Here is a 16,706-nt window from a genome sequence, read left to right as displayed (position 1 = left end):
AACGCAAACTCACCACATCAGGTCGTCGGGAATCTGGTAATCCGCATAGGGATCGTCTTCGTCCACCGTCTGACTGGCAGACTTGTCATGCAACACCAGCACCCGGCTTTCATCGCGCTGCTTGATCTTTTCCGCCACAGTTGCCGGCACCAGCTCGTAGGTCTCGCCTTGTTTGACGATGGCTATCTGACCGCGCGTCAACTGGGTCTGTAGGTCATTGGTGACATAGAGCTTTTTGATCTTTTTACCGTCCACAAACTGATAGGACAGCTCGCCGCCTCTGCGATCAAGTTTGTGGGTGCTTATCAATTGCGTGATCTGTGCCTGAATCGCCTTTTTCTCGACCTCGGCCTGACGCTTCCGGTTCAGCTCGCGGTCACGCTCCGCTTTCTCTGCCAAAGCGCGTGCGGCCGCAGCTTTACTTTCATCGATCTGAACCTGCCCCTTAGGCTGCTTGGCGGCCTTGCGTTTTTCTTTCTTGAGCTGCTTGGCCTTTTTTTCGTCAACGATACCGGCCTTGAGTAACTGCTCCTGAAGCGTTGCCATATGAACTACCCGCGCTAAAACTGATTTAGAAAGTTAAATTCTACTGCATTTATCGGTTAAAAGCCGAAGCGTTACTTGCCGCAACCTGACAAATCAGCAATGATTAAATGATGAATACGCCGGTAGCCAGCAAAACTCTGGTTTTTACGGTAGCCCTGAATGGCTATCACTGGCGCTATGGAGAATTGATCCGCAGCCAGCGACGCTACGCCCAACGCCATGGCTATCAATACGTATGCGTAAACCGCCCCCGAATCAATGCACTTGGCCTGGAAACGGCCTGGCTTAAACTCAGCCTGGCGCTGAACGCACTGGAAGCAGGCTACGATCGCGTTTTCTATGTAGACGCCGATGCCCGAATTCGTGAAAACACTCCATCGCTCGACACCCTGATCAAGCCCGGAAAGTATATCTACGCGGCGCAGGGCTTCAGCGGACGAATTAATTCAGGTGTGCTGCTGTTTACGTCGGCAGGGCCCGCCAAGCTTATGCTTAGTCAGATTCTCGACAACATCGATTGCACCCTGCCAGAAGCCGATGACGTTGGCTGGGGCGAAAACGGCCACATCATTCATTTTCTAACCCGCTGGGACGGCTTCCAGGAACTCCCACCCTTGTGGAACAATAACCACAGTGCAGAACTCGCGGATTATATTCGCCATTACAGCGCAGGCCCGCTGCGCGCAGAATTCCCGGTGCCACCCTCCCGCCAGATACCTGCAGTCCTGTTCGGCAAATTGGCGAACCTGCTCAGACGAGTGAAGCGATTGGAAAATAATCGCAGGACCATTAAGCAACAACTGCCCCGACTCACCGATTGTGCATTGAGCCACTTTCCCCTGTTAACAAACCCCACCAACGCAAAATGATTCGCAAATTGCAATTCCCGAGGGTATTTCTCCCCCTGTGCATTTGCAAATTGCAAATAAACACCACCCAAAAATATCGCAACCAACTGATATAACTAGTTTTTTATTCTCTGGCACGCCTCGTGCAAACAAGTGCTCAAATCGAAACACACACTTAACTGTGAGGCTGCAATGAAACCAAAAAAACTGATACCGGCGCTTCTACTGGCTAGCGCCCTTCCGACACTGGCAACGCCCTTTTCGTCCTGCCCAGACGAAGCCTTCCTGATTCAAGACAAATACGCCCAACTCTACGGCATTCAGCTGTCGACTGGCTTCTATCAGAATGTTGCACCAACCGAGTGGACGGACATGGAGCTGAATGCACTGGCGTTCAACACCCACGACCAATATCTGTATGCGTACAACGACAAACTGCGGGCCATTGTGAAAATCGACGCTGAATACCGCACTGAGCTGTTATTCCCCAGCGATTTACCGGATCACGACTTCATCGCTGGCGACATTGCTGTCGCAGAAAATGCTTATTACGTTTATCGCAAAGGCAGCGACAAGGGCCTTTACCGTATCAGTCTCGACCCCACGGCAGCCGATTTTTTAAAGGCATCGCAGGTTATCACCGGAAAAGCCTTCGAGCTGGATATTTTTGACCTGTCTTTCCACCCCTATGATGGAATGGCTTACACCGTCGACAAGGATGGTGATCTTTGGAAAATCAATGTGGCGACCGCAACGGCAATCAACGTTGGCAATACCGGCGTTAACGGCTACTTCGGTGGCACCTATTTCGATATCAACGGCAACCTTTACATTGCTAACAATAGCGATGGCTATATCTATCGCATCGACACTCAACAGCCCACCCCCAAAGCAGAACTTTTTTCCTATGGCCCGTCATCCAGCAACAACGATGGCGCCCGATGCCCACTTGCTCCGGTTAACGTCAGTGAAGTGCCCGACACAGACTTTGGCAGTGCGCCAGACAGCTACGGCACCTCATTCGCTAATAATGGCGCACGTCACGGGCGCGGTGACGGCACGCTGTACCTGGGTGAGGCTGTAAATTACGAACCTGACGCCTACCTGGAGGGCGGCGCGTCAGCCACCGAACAAAACGATGGTGTTGCCCTGATCAATAACATCGCCCCCTACCGCTATACGTACTTTGAGGTCACAGCTTCCGCCAAGGGCGAGCTGAACATCTGGGGAGACTGGAATCAGAACGGTGTTTTCGATGACGACGAACAGGTCATCAGCGATAAGACCATTGATGCCGGTAAACACCTGATTCATTTCAAAGCACCCAAAGAAACACTGCTTGGCGAGACCTGGCTTCGGGTTAGATTGAGCTCACCCGACCACGTGACCGCGACGGGTGGTGTCGCAGACGGGGAAGTGGAAGATTACAAAGTGACGGTAGAGGCTGCAGACACGCTGACGACCTTTTACCCGGGCGCCAATCGCTACGCAACACTCGCGTTTGAAGACAACTGGCCGCTCACCGGTGACTACGACATGAATGATGTCGTTATTAAATACAACATCAAGACTGTCACTGTTGCGGATAATATCGCCAGCATCAAAATCAGCGGCCATGTGGCTGCCATGGGGGCGAGCTACCACAACGGTTTTGCATTCCGCATTCCGGGCCTGCCTACCAGTGGAATTAATTCGCTCGCTACCACATTGACCGTGAACGGCTTCCTGCAGCCCTACTCCCCGGTAGAGCCGGAACGCCGAGATGCCACCGTGATTATTGCGCAGGATTTGCAAGACTACGTAACGTCTGGTGAAGCCTGTAAATACTACCGCACCGAAGATGGCTGTGGCTCCGGGATTCAAATGAGCTTCGAAATTAACATCCCTGTCAGCGGAGCCATTAAGGCCGATGACATCGATGAATTCCCCTTTGACCCCTTTTTGTTCGCGACCGAAGGCTATGAGAGAAACTACGTTTTCGGAGAGGCTCCTGGACGCCGCTTTGAGATTCACCTGAAAGACAAAGCTCCAACTGAAGCCTTTCAACAAAACTTCTTTGGGCGCGGCGACGACGCCTCTGATCCGGCTCGCGACGAGTACTTCGTCAACGAAAACGGTATGCCCTGGGCGTTGAATATCCCCTACGACTGGAACCATCCCCTTGAATACATGGACATCAAGTGGGCCTATCCACAATTCCATGAACACGTAACCAGCAGCGGCACCAGCAATAAAGGTTGGTACAAGAAAAGCAACGCTCGCTCAAAAAATATCTTCCGCAAGTAAAAAGGACATGACAATGAAAACTCAACATTTAATGATTAGCTCACTAACCCTGATATTGGCAGCCTGCGGTGGCGGTGGCGGCGGCGGCGGAGAAGCCAGTGCCCCCGCGGCTGAGCAGCCGACAGTCACAACCACCGTAGTTGAGGAAACGCCGACAATACCCAAAGAGGCGGCCACGACAGCTGAGCTTGTCGTCCCCTCAAATTACAACCTCGAACAGGACTACGACCTTACCGTTACAGCCAGCACCAGCTCTTTTGGCGCCAGCTCAGCACATTTGTCGATCTGCACTGACTATACAGAGGAAAACGGCGAAATCGCCGTAGACTTCTCAAGCTGCCTGGTTAAAACCAACATCGCACCTGACGTAACAGCAACAGTGGCCGTACCCGGTGACGTTGAATCGCTGGTGGCAGTTATCCTTCTCCTTGACACCCCCGCTGAACCTATCTATCGCACCAGACAAAGTAGCGGAGAACCCGCACAGAGCTGGATTGTTGAATGATGATTCACGTCGTGATGGTGGAGCTTCCCGCGCAGTGCGCATCTCCACCGTCAGTTAATAGAATTAAACGACCATACACGCAACGCAACAAGTGTAAGACAGAGTAATGGAGTGACTGGTCATGACAACACGGCAACATCTGGCCCTGCTGCCACTGGCTTTTGCTTTCGCAGCCGTTGGCGGCAATGAAAATATCAACGATAAAGTTGACGTGAATTACGCTATCGACCAGACCCTTCCCTACACCTCCCCTGTCGACAACAGCCGCCTCAACGTGCAACCGAGGCTTGAGTACTCAACAGAGTCGACAATGACCGTTCTACCCGAGGGTGACCAAACGCCAGACCGGGTACTGGAAATCGTGATCAAGCAAAGACCCGACCAGGACAGCTACCTGTCTGTTTGTTCGGAATTTGAGCGACTCAGCAACGGATTTGAGGTGAACTATGACGGCTGTCTTCTAAATACATCGACCAGCGGTGTGGCTAATTATCGCCTGATGATCCCTGACGACACCGACCGCCTCATCGCCGTCAATTGGCGGTATACAGAAACACTCGAACCCCAGTATTCCGTGTGGGAACGTGCAACCGGGGCGTGGACCTTGATGATCGAATAGCAACTTAAATTGCATTTTGCAAAGCACCTTGCAAAAAGCAGCGCTACCAGGCCATGCCAGCCATTGAATTTAAAGGTTTTTTTCTGGCATCAATCTTGCTCTTGTTCTGGCAAGCAAACACATCAACCGCCTGATCAACAAGCTGCAGCTATGAGAGCAATACAGTGAAAACGAAATTACAATATCTTCTGAATCACCCCTTTATGCGCAACTTCAGCTGGATGGCTGCCGGCGAATTGGTGGTTCGTATATCACGCCTGGTCACCACGCTGATTCTGGCCCGCTTTCTGACGCAAGCAGACTACGGCCTCGCCGCCCTGGCCATCGCCAGCGCCGAGCTCGTTCGCATTCTTGCCAGTAATGGCATCGGCAACCTGATTGTAAAAACCACACCGGAACGTCTGGATTCCATTTGCAGCTCTGTGTTCTGGGCCAACTTGGGGGTGGGGCTGATCATGTTCGCCCTACAGTATTTTGGCGCTGGCTGGATAGGCACGTTTTATGACTCGCCCATGCTGACAGAGATGCTGACCGTGTTGGCGGTAACCCACCTGATTTACCCCTTTGCGATGGTGCAGTTCAACCTGCTGCAACGGGCCAGCCGGATGCGGGAAACCAGCCTGCTGATGGCAATGACTGTTGGCGCAGACAACCTGATCTCGGCAGCCTTGGTTATTGCAGGCTTTGGCGTATGGGGTGTGGTCTACGCCAAGATTGCGGCAGCCGTACTGTGGGTGGTCGGGCTGAACCTGCGTAAAACCTGGCTGCCAGCGCTACACTTCTCCCGTGAAGATCTGCGCACCATGCGCGACTACTCGCGTCATGTCATGTTTTCTGAAGTGCTGAAAAACGGCCGTAACCAGATAGACCTGCTCATTCTGGGACGGGTGCTTGGTGCCGAGGCCTTTGGGCTTTATGCCTTTGCCCGCAATGCTGGCCTGGGTATCAGCCTCTCAATTACCAACGGTTTCAATATGGCCCTGTTTCCGCGCCTCTGCGATGCCATGCGCGAGGGCAAAGATGTGGTAGCAACTTACGCCGAGAGCCTCAAGATGGGGATGTCCTTCATCGCACCAGCCCTGCTGGTGCAGGCACTCACCGCGCCGTTTTACGTCCCCATCGTCTTTGGCGAGCAATGGCGCGAAGCCAGCTGGCTTGTCACCTTGCTGTGCCTGTCAGCCCTGCCACGCATGCTGTTTGAGGCCACGAGTGTTTACTACCGAGCCAGCGACAGGATTGCCGCGGAAAGCCGCCTTGCCCTCGTGTTCACATTGGGCTTTAGCCTGATGATCGCCCTGACCGCGCAATGGGGTGCAAACACGGTAGCGCTGGCCATGATCGCTGCCTACAGCGCTGCCAGCACAGGTGCCATGATTGAGATCTGGACGGCCCGCAATCGCCAACTCGCCCTTGCCTGATTTAACTCTCCCTTGCGCCGGGTTTGCCGGCGCTTCCCTGTTTCTTTCACTGCCACAAAGCGTGCCCGCGGCACCCACGATTTCCGAAAGTCTCCACCGCCGCTCTTTCGATTTGCATTTTGCAAACCACCCCTTCAACGTGATTTGCAAAATGCAAATAGCACAGCAAACCCCGGCTTCAAAAAACTAAGAAAAATCATTTTTACCCTTATTTTTCAATAGCTTATAAATTTTTAACTGGTTTGGCACGGCGGCTGCAATTACCTCTGAAACTTAGGAGGAAACATCATGCAAACAATCGCCAACACACTGATTACTTCAATCGCCGCCCAGCTTAACGCGCTCTACAACGCGCCACTGGGAAGCTACCGCTACTTCATTGAGCGCGGCTACAAACGCGCTTACGACATTACCCTGTCACTTGCACTGCTCGCAGCACTGTCCCCCCTGCTGCTGATCACCGCGCTGGCCATTGTGATGGAAAGCCGGGGTGGCGTGTTCTTTCGCCAAGTTCGCGTAGGGCTGAACGGTGAAACTTTCAAAATGATCAAGTTCCGATCAATGAGCAATGACCCCAAGCTGCACGCCCAGGTCGCGGCCATGAAGAGTGATCGTGACGGCGTCTGCAAAAAGTTTGTTAACGACCCTCGCGTAACCCGCGTCGGCAATTTCATCCGCAAATTCTCGATCGATGAGTTACCGCAGCTGATCAACGTACTGAAAGGCGAGATGTCACTGATCGGACCGCGCCCGGCCCTGATCAGTGAAGTTGAGCAGTACAGCGACTACGACCGCAAGCGTCTTGAGGGTTTACCCGGCATTTCAGGCCTGTGGCAGGTGTCCGGTCGCGCTGATCTCGATTTCGAACAGCAAGTGGAACTGGACATCCGATACAACCAGCAACGCAACCTTTGGATGGACCTGTACATCACGATCATGACCGTTCCTGCCGTCCTGATGGGCAAAGGCGCTTACTAACAAGACTGTTTATTAACCGATAGAACCAAAACCGGAGACATAGCCATGAACTTCTACGACACAGACACTAAGACCCGTAAAACCGACACCCCCTTCAGCAAGCGCCCGGCAGTGAGTGTTGTCATCCCGATGTACAACGCCGCCAAATACCTTAATGAGTGCGTTGATTCAGTTCTGGCTCAAACCTACAAAGACTTCGAAATCATCGCAGTCGATGACGGTTCTCCCGACAACTGTGCTGCCATCATCGAGAGCTACGACGATCCGCGTATCCGCCTGGTGCGGCAACAGAATCGCGGTCTCGCAGGAGCCCGCAACACCGGAATTCGCCAGTCGCGCGGTCGCTATGTCGCGTTTCTTGACTCCGATGATAGCTGGCACCCTGAAAAGCTGGAGCGCCACGTCGGTCACCTCGACCACCGTAAAGATGTTGGCGTAAGCTACAGCGCCTCTGCTTTTATCAGTGAGGACAGCCAACCTCTGGGCCTGTTTCAGACGCCCAAAACCCGCGCTGTCAAAGCCCAGGATATTTTCTGCCGAAACCCGGTCGGCAACGGTTCTGCACCGGTGATTCGCCGTGAAGTACTCGACGCGATTAAATTTATTCGCCCCGAAACCAGCGGTCACTACGGCCACCAGTATTTCGACGAGACCTTCCGTCAGTCTGAAGATGTAGAGTGCTGGCTCCGGATAGCTCTGTCGACTCAGTGGAAGTTTGAAGGGCTAAGTGCCGCGCTGACCAACTATCGCGTCAACGGAGAGGGCCTGTCAGCAAACTGGAAGAACCAGCTGGCCTCCTGGGAGCGCTCGGTTAGCAACAACGCACGCATCAACGTAGATTTCATCGTCAAGTGGGAAAACTTGGCTCGCGCCTATCAGTACCGATATTTGGCCCGTCGCGCTGTTCAGTCTCGCGATGCGCAAGCTGCCGCCGAACTGTTAAAACGCGCATTAAACTCAGACGCCAGCATTGTGCTGCGTGAATTCGGGCGCACCACGGCAACTCTGGGCGCGGCAGTCCTGCTCAACGTTTTGCGTCCACAGCGCTACGACAACCTTGAGAGACAGGTCGTTGGCCTGCTGGCGGCATAACCATGCATACCAAACTTGTGGTACGACGCAAGCGTTCATGGCCAGACCTCAATGCGTCGGCACTTATGATGCCGATAATCGTTACTTTGCTTGTCTTTATGGTTGCGCTGGCAGTTCAGCAATCCAAGGGAATAAGCCTGGAGATGCTGACCGAGGACGCAAGCTCGCTCCAAGGAAACGCCTGGTTTTTAGGGTTAATCTCTACCGCGGGAATTTGCCTGCTGGCCGCAGCGGCGGGCATCGCATTTTTCGCAGGCAATTTCCGCAAGAAGATTCACGGTGGGCCGAGAAAAAACAGTGCTCTTATGTGGCTATCAGTTTGCAGCCTTATGCTACTTGCCGACGACTCACTGATGATTCACGAAACCGTTGCCCAAACGCTGCCCATCATTCCAGAGGCGGTCATTCAGGCAATAGTGGGCCTGATAATAATCGCAACACTACTGGTGTTTTTCCGCGCGATAGGCCCATCGTTTATTTACGCAGCACCGGCACTGGTCGCCTGGACCGTATCGGTTAGCGCCGATATGCTGTCAAGCGAATCAATGCCTGCCATTCTTCTGATTGAGGACGGAAGCAAGTTTCTCGGTATCATTTTGTGGTTCGCCTTTATCCTCGATCTGGCCAATCGCTATTTTGTCGATGTGATTTCGGCCCGCTCGATAACAGCACAGGCGGCAAAACGCTATTAGACAAGAAAAGAAACCCTTCGGTAGCTGCAGTGACACTCACCTGCAGCTACCTGATGTTACGAGCAACAGCTTAGCGCTACGCCGAACGACGAAACATCAAGCCACACCGAGCAAACCAGAAAGCCACCTCCCATTTGATTCGTCTTAGCGGTAGCATCCAGGTTCTCTGTTCAGCTAACAGACGTCGAGCTACAGGAAACTTTCGGGCCCTGATATTCAATTGAGCCAAATGCAGAAGATGGTTGGCCGTCAACTTGAGCATAAGCTCCCGACGTGGATCACCGGATGATTCGGCATAGTTTTTCAAACGCAAACTGAAAGGACATTCGCATTCCGGAACGTGCATAACGGAAGCTCTATTTTCAGCCTCAATTAGATAATGCATGCAAACACGGCGGCTGTAGGCAAAGGAATACCGCTGCCCCACGCGAATCCAGACATCCTGATCCTCACCAATTTTTTCCCTTGGCGGAAACCCCCCTACCTCATTCAACACCCGCTTGGGTATGCAGGTTGCCGATGTCATCGCGGGCAGTTCCCCGGTCGCTGCGGCTTCAAAGTAGTCGTATAGAAAACGCGTCTGCTTTTGGTAGCGGGCTGGAAAGTGCGGCTGAATAGGCGTGATGCTACCCGCTGGAGTGAAATGTGCAAAGGCCGTTGAAAAGCCACCTGCCTCGGGAAAATCCTTGATCAACTGGGCCATTTCGGCCAGAAGTTCGGGCAACCAAAGGTCATCACCATCCAGAAAGGCAACGTAATCGCTTGAACTGGCGGCAATGCCAGTATTGCGCGCAACCGAGACACCGCCGTTAACCTGCCGGATCAACTTTAATCCTGGAAAACCCTCCTGAATCAAAGTCTCAACACGGTCCGCTCCCTGATCAGTCGAACCATCGTCAACCACAATCACTTCTTTGGGCGGCAGTGTCTGCGCGCGAACAGAGTTAAGCGTGTCCACGATGTGGGCAGCCTTGTTATAAAGGGGAACAATGACTGAAAATTCAGGTATTGTCACAGCGCCTCCCAGTTCTTTAATGCCTCATCGCGCGCCGCTGCTATTGGCAGTGTCGGCTGGCGATAGCTGCCCCCCAAGATTTCGCCCCCCACCTGCGCAAGGTCATCGGGATCGAAATTTGTACTGTCAAACGCATACCGCGTATCGTGCCCGCTGTCACGACACCAGTTTTCACATTTAGGGTGATAATTGAGACTGAGATAGGGAGTTTGGGTCAGGAACGAAAATATAGCGGCATGTAAACGCATTGCAACCATCATTCGAGTTTGGCTTATTGCGGCTATGCAATGATAAGGGTTGGCGTGGTAAGAGATATGCTCGACCGGAACGCCATCCAACATTGTGCGAAACTCCCGGTGCACCTGTTCGTCACCCAGGTTGGGGTGACCATTAAAATCAAACAAGCGGATCTCGGCACCGGTCTCCTGATGCCAGCGTTTTACCGCCACGGCCAATTTCTGCAAACGCTTGTTTTCAGATTCGCTATCATTCGCAAACCGCTCTTTCGGGCACAAGGCAAAGCCAATAGCATTGTCCCGCTCTCTGGCAAGTGATGCCTGAAAGGCTTCACTATCGACTAATCCGGGAGCCAAATCGTAGGTCAGTGCAACACGAGCATTCGGCGCGATACTGCGGGCTATATCGAAGCTCTCTTTATCGCGCACTCCCGTAAACGCTACTTCATTGAGAAAGGCGGCGCATTGCTGCTCTGCTTCCGTATCAACAAAGGGGCCCAAACCTACACCAACTGCACGATGCTCGGCATCGCCAGCCAGTTTTAAGTAATGGCGTTTCTGGGCAATATCCTTGGCGGTGTGAAACACCGAGCCTCCACCGATCAAAATATGACGACTGCGCCAGGCAGCAACATATTTAAGGATACGATCCTGTGCCCGAAAGCGCTGCTGCCGACTTTGAACGGGAGTACATTGCAACCACTGACTCACGCCACTACCCACAGGACAAGTCGCTGCTAGCGCAGCTGCAGAAAACAGCTTTTTCGCGCCCTCCGCCGTCGCCGCCATCAACATATCATCGCCGGTGTTGAGCATGCCGTAGTAGCCGACCAACAGGGCATCATATTTTTTTGGCATTATAAGACTTCTCTACTATGTCATTGCGAAAAGCCGCACCGATAATGACCAGCGCAGGCCAGAAAAGGTAGGCAAGAATTTCCAGGTTTTCACCGAAACTGAACATAATCAAAATCAGCATACAGGCCAGGCCTGCACGCGACGTGACACAACGCTGCGCCTGAATAAAGAGCGCGACCAGCGTCACCGCCATAGGCAAAAACAAAGCAACGAAACCTACCGCCCCTTTAACAAACAACAAGCCATACCAGCTGTGATGCGAGCCGATTGGCATATACTCCACCAAATGCGGACCACGCTCTACCACGCCATGCCCCCAGACAGGCGCCTCATCGCGCCAGCGCTGAATGGCAATTCTCGCCAGAGCAGCCCTGACCCGACTGGATCCAGCCCGTGCCTGCTTGAACTCGGTCACCGTGATATCCGCCAGTTCCAACAAATTCGTGAAGGCCACGCCCACGCCGGCCATTCCCACGCCACCGGTCATCCATAAAACCGGATTGTTCAGGCGCGAGACAAAATACACGGCAGGTGAAACAAACAGCATGGCGACAAGGCCCGCTCGTGACTGACACATCAACACCATTGCAATACTGCCGACAATGCCACACCAGCGCCAGAACTTCTCCCGCTCCTGCAAGGCAAAAACCAGATAGAAGTTAGCCAACAATCCAGCCGCTGGTGCCCAGGGCGTAAAAAAACGCCAGCGCGGCCCATGAGACTCGGGGTTAATGCCATAGAGCTGAAACTCAAAAAACTCCGGCCCCGGACCGCCAATCGCTTTCAGTGGCGAGACAAATATTTTGCCGGGCAAACCGATATAGTAGGCACCGACGAAAATCGGAATCAGAATCAGGGTGTGCAGACAGATAATGCAGCATGCCCGGTAAATCAATTCGGGACGAACCGGCAGCGTTGCGCCGACCATGACAAAGACCGCCAGCAGAGCCCAGCCCTTTGCCCAACCAATACTGGATTTTATAATTGCGGGAAGTCCCAGCTGGAAGTCGACGTGACCGGCGATCAGCGCCACCTCCATCACCACCATGCCGGCGATCCACAGCCAGGCAATCGCGGGTATCTCCAGCTGAAAAGATTTTATCCGCAACGGCTCGGGCAGCCACAGGTTGTAGGCCCAGTATAAAATCAGGATCCAGCCCAATACCGGCGCAACGATGTAGACTGCGCCGATAACATAAAACGGATAGGTGAGTATTAAAGCGTACCAAATCCACTTTTCGATAATATTTTCTGGATTAATTGTTTGCGCTTCCATAGCAGAAAGAGTCCAAACATAGTCATCATACTACCGAGTACCCCGCCGATAATCGCCAGCGGCTTATTCGGTGAAACGGGCTTGGTCGGAAGCGAAGGCGCGGCCAATACCTGTACCAGCGGGTAGGACGCGAAAACGTCGGTTTTGCTGGTATCTATCTGGGTGACGGCAGACGTATACACAGCCTCGGCAATTTCGTAGTTGCGTTCAAGGTTTTCCAGTTCAGCAGCCTCACGGGCATAACGCTTGAGGTTGTCGACGTGACGATCAATGGCTTTGCCCAGCTGATCAATCTTATCGTTCAGGCCTTTGGCTTTTGCAAAGTTTACGAGCAGGTCCTGAAACAGGGTTCCACGCTCGTTGGAACTACTGATATTAATCAGACGCAGTATATTGAGATCCTGCTCGCCGATAAGCTCCAGGCTGCGCTGGCGCATTGCGTCCAGTGTGGACTCTTGCTTTGCCTCCTCCTTCACGATGGCAGGGTGCGCTCCTCCCCACTTTGAACGGTAGACGGCGAGATTCGCACTGGCTTCCTGATAATCGTCAAGATTACGTGAAAACTGGGCATCGGCTTGCAGCATAAAGGCATTCGCCGCCATCCGCGGGGTGATCCCAAGATTCATTGATAACTGTTGTACATAGCCGGAGATATTGTCTCGCTCACCGCTAGTCCTGACTTGCTCTTCCTTCAGGCGCTCCAGACGCATAGTCAGCTCTTCATACTGTCGCGCTGACACGTACTGTGAGTTCTGCTTATGCTCAAGCAAAGCATCCTGAGCATCGTCCAATCTTTGCTGGTAGACCGATAGCGCACGACGGATACCCTCTTCACGTCGAGCCATTTCATCTTTGCGCAGCTCTTCAATACGACTGTCGAAAGCTTCAACCAGCGCTTGAGCTTTGTTGCGTGCGGCTTCAGGCGAGCCGGCCTTATTCTCAACATGGATTATCGCCGTTTGATCGACCAGCTTGACCGTGGGTTTGCCAAAATCTTGAATTTCAATATCCAAGACGTCAGCCGCACGGCGAACAACCAGATCGGAAACCAGTATCTCTTTATAGTTCACCCGAGGATTAATACCGCTGTTACCGAACGGGGAACTACTACTGGTGCTCGCCTCCCCAATGCTTTGCAGGTTAACTTTGGTATTCACCCCTTTACCGGGCAGCACGAAGGAGAATTTGCTGCTGTAAGTCGGTGAAGAGAGCACGTAGGCTGCCACCATCGCCCAGATCAGCATAAACCCCGCGAGGCCAACAAAGATGTAGCGCGCCCACCGGGGCTTGTCCACGGGGCGACGGTAGGGAACCGGCGCCAGCTCGTCGGGAATCGGCGTGTAATCTGACATCTCGAGTCCCCTTAGCGCAGCAGTTTGATTGGGCTGACGATATCGATAACCGTGCGCGCTATGTCGCGAATGTTCGTTACCGAAGAGTCATAGCAGGCCACAGAGTCATTGGGCTGCAAGTATGGGTTAAAGCTATCGCGCTCAGGATTGCGCATCAACTCTTCAATACTGCGTTCCACCACTTCTGACTGACCAGTAATCGGATTTTCACTGACAAGTACCGCAAATCGCGAGGCATTAGTCAATTGTGTGCCACCCGCGCAGTTACCGGACACCACCGCCTGCAGCAGTCGGGTCCCGTAAGGCATGCTCGTCGCGTAGTTGCCCACCGCAGCCGCCGCATTATCTTTACCGGAAGCCAGGTTGGAAATAAACACCCGAATACCTTTTGGGGTTATCTGTGAAGGCCGGGCCAGCTCTCGCTGGAAGCAACCCGCCGTCGGTACAACCACCTTGTCACCAGCAATCAAGGGCACATCCCCGGTTTCGGCTCCGGTAAAAATGCCACTCAGATCAATTTCCTGATGCCAGCCGTCGCGAATCAACACAACCTTATCGATGCGAGCATCCGGACGTACGCCGGCGGCTGCGCGAATAGCTTCGCTCAGATAGCGGCGGGTCGGATAGTCTCCTGCGATACGCGTTTTGGACTCTTCGATTTGCTCCGGCAGACGCTCGTTAATCAATATCCGGCCCGGATTAAAGACTGCACCACTGACAGAAACCATCACCGGCGCCCACTGGAGTGGGCGAACACTGATGCGCAGGTTATGAGCCAAAAAGAAGTTCTCCCGAACCAGCAGCAGTTCCAAGCGGTTTTCGATCTCCTCGGTGTCCAGACCTGAAACGGTAATCGGCGGCAGGTATGGCAGCTCCAGCGTCCCATCGTGGTTGACCACATACTGTCCGGAGAACTCTTCACCTTCATGGATGAGCACCTCAATACGATCGCCGGGGGACAGCGGCAGCAAGCGTCGGTTCATCCCGGTGTCGGAGCGCTTGGCACCTGCGCTTCGAAGCTGCACCGGCAGGGGTTGATCTACCCAAAAATTACGCTGCGTATTGCTAAAGCCTGACACACCACCCAGACATTCATCGTTGCGCGCCAGGCTCTGATTGCGTGCCAGAATCTCGTTAGCCGCGTCGGCCCGTGCGTCAACGCTGGATTGTTCGCGTTTCGCAGGTACATAAAAATCCCGTTTCACGCCGGCTTCCGGGTTTTTCACTCCGCTGTGTACCGCACAGCCACTCATCACAATAATGGATGAGGCGACCAGTAGAGTTCGAGAAGCGCCTTTGATGACCTGGTTAATGCTCATTGTCTTGTCCCGAGTAGGTAAATGTGGAGGCATTTCGCATCCACCTTTGTAGTTTCTATATGGACTAATGCACAGGCGATGCCAACCCGAGAAATCTCTTATTAGTTATTTAAAATCATATACTTGAGATAAAGCCCGGCATACCGGGCAGGAGTTATTGAAGGAAGTTTTGCATTTTGCAATCAGCGCTTTTCGCATTTTGCAAAGCTTTTCGCAATCTTAGCGCGGCGCGGCTCTGCGAATTCTCAAAAGGAACAGCGGATTGCCAATAACATAGCGCTTCCACATACGGCCAGGTTCCTGCAGCAGACGCCAGATCCACTCCAGCCCCAATTCACGCAGCCATACTGGCGCCCGAGACACCTTTTCGGCGTAGAAGTCGAACAAGCCACCTACAGCCATCACGACCGGCACGTCGAGACGATGGCGGTTAGCAGCAACCCAGCGCTCTTGCAGGGGCTGCCCCATACCTACCAACAGCACATCCGGCTTCGCCTCATTAATCTGTGCGATAACATCATCGCAATTGGCCTGATTGAAAAATCCGTTGCGAGTACCCGCCACGCGCAGGCTTGGTACACGCGAGCGCAGGTTGCCAGCGGCGGTTTCAGCAATCCCCTCTTCTCCCCCCAGCAAGTACACCGAACCACCGCTATTCCCGAGAGCTTCGCAAAGCAGCGGCAGCATGTCGGTCCCGTTTACATTGCCCTTGCGGCGGATTCCGTCACGGCGACACGCCACTTCAATTCCCGAACCATCGGGCAAAAGCACATCGACATCATTCAAAATCTTTCGAAAAGCAGCGTCTTCATAGCTGAGATTGAGCGTGTGCGCGTTGGCGAAGAAAATTGTTCTCTGCGATTTGCTCTCGATGGCGCGACCGATATCAGTCAGCGAGTCGGTCATCGACCAGTTATCGATGCGTACGCCAAGCACTTCAAACTGGGCAACGTCACGCAGCACCTGTCCACCACGGTACAAAACACTGGCCAGCACGCTGCGCACAACAATTTTCAAGCGAGCGGCCAGTCCGCAGTTTTCCAGATATTCCAGGTTACATTCCTGCTCGGTGAGAAAATCGAGCCCGGTATGACGACGCAGTTCAAACAGGCTGAAAACACCCGGCGTAGCGGCGAAATGCATATCGGCGAAGGCGATGTCATTCGCATCGGCGATTTCGTCAGCCGCTACCAGCCGCGAACCGACAAGTGCGATACGACCCTTCACTACCTCAAGCAGCAATGGTGCTTTACGTTCAGTGCCGTCGCGATAAACCCGCAAACTGCGCACTTTGTAGAGCCCCAGGTGGTACGCTTTGTCTTCGAGGTAAACAGACAGTCCGAGCGCCTGAAGCAGCACCCGGGCCAGTAAAACTGGCCCTGTAAATACCAGCAACAGACTCGCGATAACTCTATCGCTGACCGGAACGTTGTTTTTGTTAGTTGCTTTCATCGCCATTCTCCTTTCAGTTACAGGAGCTATTGCGACGAACATGCCAACCCGAAAAATCAACCTAACATGTTGTTTTTGTTATACTTTCAAGAAACTCCACACTCACACCCGGGCAATCATTCGCAAATTGCAACGCAGGTTGAGTCGCGAGATGACCTACTTCCCAAGCTTTCAGCTCAAGGGGGATTTACTGAGTCGTGAAGAGAATGACAGC

Annotated in this window: 15 protein-coding genes; 8 read left to right on the top strand and 7 right to left on the bottom strand. The window is 53.2% G+C overall.

The window, feature by feature from the left end:
• Positions 1-9: 9 nt before the first annotated feature.
• Entirely contained in the window at positions 10-546 is a 537-nt protein-coding gene (locus tag ABY734_RS14380; protein WP_372780003.1) for a DUF2058 domain-containing protein, read from the bottom strand.
• A 107-nt stretch (positions 547-653) separates the two neighbouring features.
• Here ABY734_RS14380 and ABY734_RS14375 point away from each other — a divergent pair, with 107 nt between their 5' ends.
• The 8 genes from ABY734_RS14375 (at position 654) to ABY734_RS14340 (ending at position 8,984) form a co-directional block, all read left to right on the top strand.
• A complete protein-coding gene (locus ABY734_RS14375; RefSeq protein WP_372780002.1) occupies positions 654-1,415 on the top strand; it encodes a hypothetical protein in 762 nt (253 codons plus the stop codon).
• Between the two features lie 171 nt (positions 1,416-1,586).
• Complete coding sequence (locus ABY734_RS14370; RefSeq protein ID WP_372780001.1) at positions 1,587-3,680, top strand: LruC domain-containing protein; 2,094 nt, start codon at positions 1,587-1,589, stop codon at positions 3,678-3,680.
• A gap of 13 nt (positions 3,681-3,693) precedes the next feature.
• A complete protein-coding gene (locus ABY734_RS14365; RefSeq protein WP_372780000.1) occupies positions 3,694-4,185 on the top strand; it encodes a hypothetical protein in 492 nt (163 codons plus the stop codon).
• A 121-nt stretch (positions 4,186-4,306) separates the two neighbouring features.
• Positions 4,307-4,804 (top strand): hypothetical protein, encoded by a 498-nt coding sequence (locus tag ABY734_RS14360; protein ID WP_372779999.1) that lies wholly within the window; start codon positions 4,307-4,309, stop codon positions 4,802-4,804.
• A gap of 164 nt (positions 4,805-4,968) precedes the next feature.
• Positions 4,969-6,222, top strand: a complete 1,254-nt coding sequence (locus tag ABY734_RS14355; protein WP_372779998.1) for an oligosaccharide flippase family protein — start codon at positions 4,969-4,971, stop codon at positions 6,220-6,222.
• Positions 6,223-6,510: 288 nt separating this feature from the next.
• Positions 6,511-7,200 carry a sugar transferase gene (locus tag ABY734_RS14350; RefSeq protein WP_372779997.1) on the top strand — a complete coding sequence of 230 codons (690 nt, stop codon included), beginning with the start codon at positions 6,511-6,513 and terminating at the stop codon, positions 7,198-7,200.
• A 45-nt stretch (positions 7,201-7,245) separates the two neighbouring features.
• Positions 7,246-8,292 carry a glycosyltransferase family 2 protein gene (locus ABY734_RS14345; protein WP_372779996.1) on the top strand — a complete coding sequence of 349 codons (1,047 nt, stop codon included), beginning with the start codon at positions 7,246-7,248 and terminating at the stop codon, positions 8,290-8,292.
• Between the two features lie 2 nt (positions 8,293-8,294).
• Positions 8,295-8,984, top strand: coding sequence for a hypothetical protein (locus ABY734_RS14340; protein ID WP_372779995.1), 690 nt, complete (start codon positions 8,295-8,297; stop codon positions 8,982-8,984).
• Positions 8,985-9,060: 76 nt separating this feature from the next.
• Here ABY734_RS14340 and ABY734_RS14335 read toward each other — a convergent pair whose 3' ends face one another.
• The 6 genes from ABY734_RS14335 to ABY734_RS14310 form a co-directional block, all read right to left on the bottom strand.
• The gene (locus ABY734_RS14335) at positions 9,061-9,999 is read right to left on the bottom strand and encodes a glycosyltransferase family 2 protein (protein ID WP_372779994.1); all 939 of its coding nucleotides are present in this window, start codon (positions 9,997-9,999) and stop codon (positions 9,061-9,063) included.
• On the bottom strand, positions 9,996-11,069 hold the full coding sequence (locus ABY734_RS14330; protein WP_372779993.1) for a polysaccharide pyruvyl transferase family protein: 1,074 nt from the start codon (positions 11,067-11,069) through the stop codon (positions 9,996-9,998). Before ABY734_RS14330 ends, ABY734_RS14335 begins: the two co-directional genes overlap by 4 nt.
• A 7-nt stretch (positions 11,070-11,076) precedes the next feature.
• Entirely contained in the window at positions 11,077-12,369 is a 1,293-nt protein-coding gene (locus tag ABY734_RS14325) for an O-antigen ligase domain-containing protein (protein ID WP_372779992.1), read from the bottom strand.
• Complete coding sequence (locus tag ABY734_RS14320; RefSeq protein ID WP_372779991.1) at positions 12,309-13,721, bottom strand: GumC family protein; 1,413 nt, start codon at positions 13,719-13,721, stop codon at positions 12,309-12,311. The genes ABY734_RS14325 and ABY734_RS14320 overlap by 61 nt, the downstream gene beginning before the upstream one ends.
• Before the next feature lie 11 nt (positions 13,722-13,732).
• Positions 13,733-15,040, bottom strand: coding sequence for a polysaccharide biosynthesis/export family protein (locus tag ABY734_RS14315; RefSeq protein WP_372779990.1), 1,308 nt, complete (start codon positions 15,038-15,040; stop codon positions 13,733-13,735).
• Positions 15,041-15,259: 219 nt separating this feature from the next.
• Complete coding sequence (locus tag ABY734_RS14310; RefSeq protein WP_372779989.1) at positions 15,260-16,492, bottom strand: WecB/TagA/CpsF family glycosyltransferase; 1,233 nt, start codon at positions 16,490-16,492, stop codon at positions 15,260-15,262.
• Between the last annotated feature and the right edge of the window lie 214 nt (positions 16,493-16,706).

Source organism: Litorivivens sp. (assembly GCF_041624475.1).
Taxonomy (GTDB): Bacteria; Pseudomonadota; Gammaproteobacteria; order Pseudomonadales; family Spongiibacteraceae; genus Litorivivens.
This window is presented reverse-complemented; position numbering and strand designations above follow the sequence as displayed.